Consider the following 6065-nt stretch of genomic DNA (forward strand, 5'->3'; position numbering starts at 1 on the left):
GAACCCCGCCGATGTCCGATGATCGTTGTGGACACCCGGGGCCCCGAGGCCCACACACGGTATCGACAGGAGCTCACTTCCGTGGTCTACGACATCTCCGCCCTGCGCGCCCTGTTTCCCGCCCTGAGCGGTGGGCCCGCCCACTTCGACGGGCCTGGCGGTACACAGACGCCGGGGCCGGTCATCGAGGCCATCAGCCGGGCGTTGGCGAACCCGCTGTCGAACCGTGGCCAGGTGACCGCGGGGGAGCGCAATGCCGATGCCATCGTCACCGGGGCGCGTGAGGCCATGGCCGATCTTCTGGGGGCGCAGGCCTCGGGGATCGTCTTCGGCCGTAGTGCCACCCAGCTCACCTACGACTTCTCCCGCACCCTCGCCGCGACCTGGTCGCCCGGGGACGAGGTCGTCGTCACCCGCCTCGACCACGATGCCAACGTCCGCCCCTGGATCCAGGCCGCCGAGCGGGCCGGCGCCACCATCCGCTGGGCGGACTTCGACCCCGCGACCGGCGAACTCACCCTGGACCACCTCCGCGCCGCCCTGTCCGACCGCACCCGGCTGGTCGCCGTCACCGCCGCCTCCAACCTGATCGGCACCCGGCCCGCGATCACCGAGATGTCCCGGCTGGGTCATGGGGTGGGGGCCCTGGTCTACGTCGATGGGGTCCACTACACCGCGCACGCCCTCGTCGACATCGGCGAACTCGGCGCGGACTTCTTCGTGTGCTCGCCCTACAAGTTCCTCGGCCCTCATCACGGCGTCCTCGCCGCTCGGCCCGAACTGCTGGAAACCCTGCGGCCGGACAAGCTCCTGCCGTCCTCCGACGCGGTTCCGGAACGCTTCGAACTCGGCACCCTGCCCTACGAGTTGCTGGCGGGTACGAGTGCCGCCGTCGACGTTCTGGCCGGGCTCGACACGGACGCCGGCGGCAGTCGGCGCGAGCGCCTGGCCGCGAGCCTCGCCGCGCTCCACCGGCACGAGGAAGGCCTGCGCACGCGCATCGACCAGGGGCTCGCCGCCCTGGACGGGATCACCGTCCACTCGAAGGCGGCCGACCGGACGCCCACGGTGCTCCTGACCCTGGACGAAGCCTTCGGCGCGCAGGGCACGCAGGACGCCTCCCGTTTCCTGGCGGAACGGGACGTGTACGCGCCCTCCGGCTCCTTCTACGCCATCGAGGCCTCCCGCCGGCTCGGCCTGGGCGACGCCGGCGGCCTGCGGATCGGCCTCGCGCCCTACACCAGCGTCGAGGACGTCGAACGGCTCCTCACCGGACTGGAACTGTTCCTGAAGCGGGCGTCCCAGTGAGACTCGGGGCCCATGACGGCGGCGGAAGAGGAGTGTCTTAACTGCCCTGGTGTGCGGGCCAGTTGGTCGTCAGTCGGCCCCGGGCATCGCGTTCCGGGGCGGGAGCCCGCGCCGACGGTGACCTCCCGCCAGCTGGCGAAAGCGGTCGTGAGGGAGTCGAGCTTGGCGGTGGTGATGTCGCGGCCCGGCCCAACAGGAGTCGTCCTCACCTTGACGGCCCGGCAGGTCGAGATGGCGGCCGTAGACCAGGGCCGGGGTGTCCGGCTGTGGTGGATCGACGAGGGCCCGCAGGAACTCGCTCAGCCGGTTCTTGTCCATGCCGACCAACGTGGGGTCTGGGAGGAGGGGGAAGGCAGCGCTGGTGCATCCACCTTTGCGGGGCGGGTCTCAGAGGCGGCGTGCGGCGACCACCGCTGAGGTGGACGGTGTGGTGAGTACTTCGGTCGCGTCGAGGGCCGGGTGTGTGAGGTAGAACAGGCGCAGTTCGTCGACCTCGGCGCCGTGACGTGGCGGCCAGTGGGGTGACGGGGTGAAGTCGTCCAGGACAAGGAGGCCACCAGGGGCGAGGAGGCCGACGACCCGCTCGGGGTCCTCGCGTTTTCCGCCGCCGTCGCAGAAGAAGACGTCGAAGGGGGCGTGCCGTTCCAGCAGCCGCCAGTCCCCGGTGAGGACGGTGACGCGGTCGTCGTCCGCGAAGACACCGGCCGCCCGACGCGCCAGCTCCTCGTCACGCTCGACGGTGACCAGACGGGCATCGGCGCCGAGCCCGCTGTGCAGCCAGGCGGCACCCACGCCCGTGCCGGTGCCGCTCTCCGCGACGACCCCGTGCGGTTTCGAGGCGGCGGCCAGCTTGAGCAGCCTGCCCACCTCGGGGATACAGCTCAACGGGAAGCCCAGCTCGGAGGCGACACGCCCCGCGGCCACCACCCGGGACGGAACGGCCCGCTCTGCCATGAGCACGGACTCCCTTCAGTACGGACTCGCCTCAGTGCGGACGTGAAGCTATCCGTCGACAGCTGCCACCCGTCAAGTACGGATGAGGGAAAAAGACGTGCCCAATGAAGGATTAATGATGGTTTTCACCTCTTCAACAATGCCCTGCGCCGCACCTACCGTTACGCCCATGTGAACGGCCCGGCGACCGACTGATCAGCGCGCTCGTGGTCGGCCATGACGGTTTCTGGAGGGAGAGGGCGATGGAGCCTGCGGCGGACCCGGCGGTGGTCGGTCTCGCCACGACCCCGCACCTCGCCACCGCCTTCGGGACGGTGACGCGCGCCTGTGCCCCGTTCAGCCTGCCATCAGCCGCTGCCCGCTCATCCCGACGTGGTTCCCGCTCCTCGTCCCACCCCGACCGGAATCTCAGAAAGGCCACAGCATGACCACCTCCCCCCAAAACAGGATCGCCGGTGCCCCCATCTCCTGGGGTGTGTGCGAAGTCCCCGGCTGGGGCTACCAGTTGACGCCCCAGCGGGTGCTGAACGAGATGCGCGAGGTCGGCCTGGCCGCCACCGAGTTCGGTCCCGAGGGGTTCCTGCCCGCCGAGCCGGGCGCCATGGCCCGCACCCTCGCCGACCACGACCTGCACGCGGTCGGCGGCTTCACCCCGCTGCTGCTGCACGTGCCCGGCCACGACCCGCTGCCCGAGGCCGAACAGCTTCTGGCGGGCTACGACGCCTCGAAGGCGGAGGTGCTGGTCCTGTCGGCCGTCACCGGCCAGGACGGCTACGACTCCCGCCCCGAACTCGACGCCGACGGCTGGAAGTTGCTGCTGTCGAACCTCGACCGGCTCGCCTCGCTGGCCGCCGAACGCGGTGTCCGCGCCGTCCTGCACCCGCACGTCGGCACGATGATCGAGAACGGCGACGAGGTCCGGCGCGTCCTGGAGCACTCGGCGATCTCCCTCTGCCTGGACACCGGCCACCTCCTCATCGGCGGCACCGACCCGGCCGAGCTCACCCGGCAGGCCCCCGAGCGCATCGCCCACACCCACATGAAGGACGTGGACGCCTCCCTCGCCGCCAAGGTCCAGGACGGACAGCTCAGCTACACCGACGCCGTGCGCAAGGGCATGTACCGCCCGCTCGGTGCCGGGGACGTGGACGTCCAGGCCATCGTCACCCACCTCGGCGCTCGCGGCTACGACGGCTGGTACGTCCTCGAACAGGACACCATCCTCACCGAGGAGCCCAAGGCGAAGGGCCCGGTCGAGGACGTGTGGGCCAGCGCCGAGTATCTGCGCTCGGTGCTGAGCGGTGTCGCGTAACCGTATTCGGGGCTGATGTGCTTTTGATGTGTTCCGAGGGATTGACCGATGTGCGGGGCCCATCTCAGAATGCCGGAGCGATCGGGCGCCGTGCCTTTGTGAACTCTAGGAATCCGAACATGAGGGATCCAGGAAACAGAAATGACCGCTGACCAATTTCTGGCCACGTGCTGGACCACGGCGGGCGACGCGGCTCCCGACGAGGCGGACCAGCGCAGTCCGCTGAATCTGCGGGACCGGGTGGAGGCGGCGCGCGACGCCGGATTCACCGCCTTCGGACTGCTGTACACGGACCTGGTGGAGGCCGAGCGCGAGTACGGGATCGCCGGGATCCGGTCCCTCTTCGAGGACAACGGGATCAGCCATGTCGAGTTGGAGCTGCTGACCGACTGGTGGACCGACGGACCCCGGCGGGCCGCGTCGGACACCGTCCGGGTCGGCATGCTGAGAGCCATCGAGGCGCTCGGTGCCCGCACATTCAAGATCGGCCCCGACGTGGCGGACGAACCCTGGGAACTCGACGTCTGGGCCAAGGAGTTCGCCGTACTGGCCGCGCAGGCCGACGGGGTGGGCGCCCGGCTCGGGGTCGAACCGCTGCCCTGGTCCAACCTCAGGACCGTGCACGACGGCCTACGGCTCGTCGAGGCCGCGGGTCATCCGGCGGGGGGCCTCATCATCGACGTCTGGCACGTCGAGCGCGCCCACACCCCACCGGCCGAGCTGGCGGACGTGCCGGGTGCGCGGATCGTCGGCGTGGAGCTGAACGACGCCGACAGCCAGGTCGTCGGCACGCTCTTCGAGGACACCGTCCACCGCCGTCGCCTGTGCGGAGAGGGCTCGTTCGACCTGCCGGGCATTGTCGCCGCACTCCGTACGGCCGGTTTCCGAGGCCCTTGGGGCGTGGAGATCCTCTCCGACGCGCACCGCGCGCTGCCGGTGCGGGAGGCCGCGGCGGTGGCATATCGGAGTGCTGCGGCACTCGTGAACTAAAAGGGCCACAGGGGTGGCGGGAGCGAAACCACGGTCGTTCCCTCCGCCCCTGTTTTTATTTCCATTTCGGTGTACGGGACACGTTTCAGCGGCCGTCAAGAAATTGTTCAGACATCTTGTCGTGATGGATAAATGATGTCATTACAAGCGTTGACCCCGGGGTGTCATGACGGTTCTATCTCGTCATAAGCAACAGGCGTGTTAACGGCATGTGATCCGCAGCCTTCGCTCGGCCAGCCGCTTCTCCGTTTCCCCCGCAGCACAGTGAGGTGCCGGAAGATGGACCGTACATCCCACCCCCGCAGAATCGTCCCCGTCGTCGCGGCGGCCGCAGCCGCCGCACTCCTTGTGGCCGGCTGCTCCAGCAGCTCCGGAGGCAAGCAGTCCACGGAGGACACCTCCGGCGTCTCGGCCGGCAAGGCCACCACTCCCCGTATGACGGTCGCGATGATCACGCACGCGGCGCCCGGTGACACCTTCTGGGACACGATCCGCAAGGGTGCCCAGGCCGCCGCCGCCAAGGACAACGTCAAGCTGGTCTACTCGTCCGACCCCAACGGCCCCAACCAGTCGAACCTGGTGCAGAACGCGATCGACCAGAAGGTCGACGGCATCGCGGTCACGCTCGCCAAGCCCGACGCCATGAAGGGCGTCGTCGCCAAGGCCGAGCAGGCCGGCATCCCCGTCGTCGGCTTCAACACCGGTGTGCAGGACTGGAAGAAGCAGGGTCTGCTCGAATACTTCGGCCAGGACGAGAGCATCGCGGGCGAGGCATTCGGCCGCAAGCTCAACGCGGCCGGCGCCAAGCACACCATCTGCGTGATCATGGAACAGGGGCAGGTGGCCCTGGAGGCCCGCTGTGCCGGCGTGAAGAAGACGTTCACCGGCAAGACCGACATCCTCTACGTCAACGGCACGGACATGCCGTCGGTGAAGTCGACGATCACCGCCAAGCTCACGCAGGACAAGACCATCGACTACGTGACGACGCTCGGCGCCCCGTTCGCGATGACCGCCATCCAGTCCATCGCCGACGCGGGCAGCAAGGCCAAGCTCGCCACGTTCGACCTCAACAAGGACGCGGTCGGCGCCATCAAGGCCGGCAAGATCCAGTGGGCCATCGACCAGCAGCCCTACCTCCAGGGCTACTTGGCCGTCGACTCGCTGTGGCTCTACAAGACGAACGGCAACTACAGCGGCGGCGGCCAGGCCCCCGTGCTGACCGGCCCGGCCTTCGTCGACAAGACGAACGTCGCCAAGGTCGCCGAGTTCGCCGCCAAGGGAACGAGGTGACGCCCATGACCCAGGTCACGGCACCGGCGACGGGCTCCCCGTCGCCGGCTCCGCCGGTCCCGCAGACGGACGGCCGGACCTCTGAACGGCCCCTGGCGCTACGGTTGTTGGCGCGTCCTGAGGTGGGTGTCTTCCTCGGTGCGGCCGCGGTGTACGTGTTCTTCCTGGTCGCTGCTCCGCCGGTGCGGGACAGCGCGTCGATGGCGAA

Annotated in this window: 5 protein-coding genes and 1 pseudogene; 5 read left to right on the forward strand and 1 reads right to left on the reverse strand. The window is 69.2% G+C overall.

The features are described from left to right. Positions 1 to 81 precede the first annotated feature (81 nt). A complete protein-coding gene (locus AC31A1_RS44885; RefSeq protein ID WP_489658844.1) occupies positions 82 to 1308 on the forward strand; it encodes a cysteine desulfurase-like protein in 1227 nt (408 codons plus the stop codon). 387 nt (positions 1309 to 1695) lie between these two features. Here the strand turns inward: AC31A1_RS44885 and AC31A1_RS44890 are convergent, their stop codons facing one another. After that, positions 1696 to 2268, reverse strand: a complete 573-nt coding sequence (locus AC31A1_RS44890) for an O-methyltransferase (protein WP_489658841.1) — start codon at positions 2266 to 2268, stop codon at positions 1696 to 1698. Positions 2269 to 2686: 418 nt separating this feature from the next. Here AC31A1_RS44890 and AC31A1_RS44895 point away from each other — a divergent pair, with 418 nt between their 5' ends. From AC31A1_RS44895 to AC31A1_RS44910, 4 genes and pseudogenes are all read left to right on the forward strand, one after another. Continuing rightward, the gene (locus tag AC31A1_RS44895) at positions 2687 to 3574 is read left to right on the forward strand and encodes a sugar phosphate isomerase/epimerase family protein (protein WP_489658842.1); all 888 of its coding nucleotides are present in this window, start codon (positions 2687 to 2689) and stop codon (positions 3572 to 3574) included. Between the two features lie 141 nt (positions 3575 to 3715). Continuing rightward, complete coding sequence (locus AC31A1_RS44900; RefSeq protein ID WP_489658843.1) at positions 3716 to 4564, forward strand: sugar phosphate isomerase/epimerase family protein; 849 nt, start codon at positions 3716 to 3718, stop codon at positions 4562 to 4564. Positions 4565 to 4843: 279 nt separating this feature from the next. Continuing rightward, positions 4844 to 5857 carry a sugar ABC transporter substrate-binding protein gene (locus AC31A1_RS44905; RefSeq protein WP_393760965.1) on the forward strand — a complete coding sequence of 338 codons (1014 nt, stop codon included), beginning with the start codon at positions 4844 to 4846 and terminating at the stop codon, positions 5855 to 5857. A gap of 5 nt (positions 5858 to 5862) precedes the next feature. Further along, a pseudogene (locus AC31A1_RS44910) lies at positions 5863 to 6065 on the forward strand (ABC transporter permease); the annotation flags it as partial.

The organism is Streptomyces sp. P5F9, from assembly GCF_057961495.1.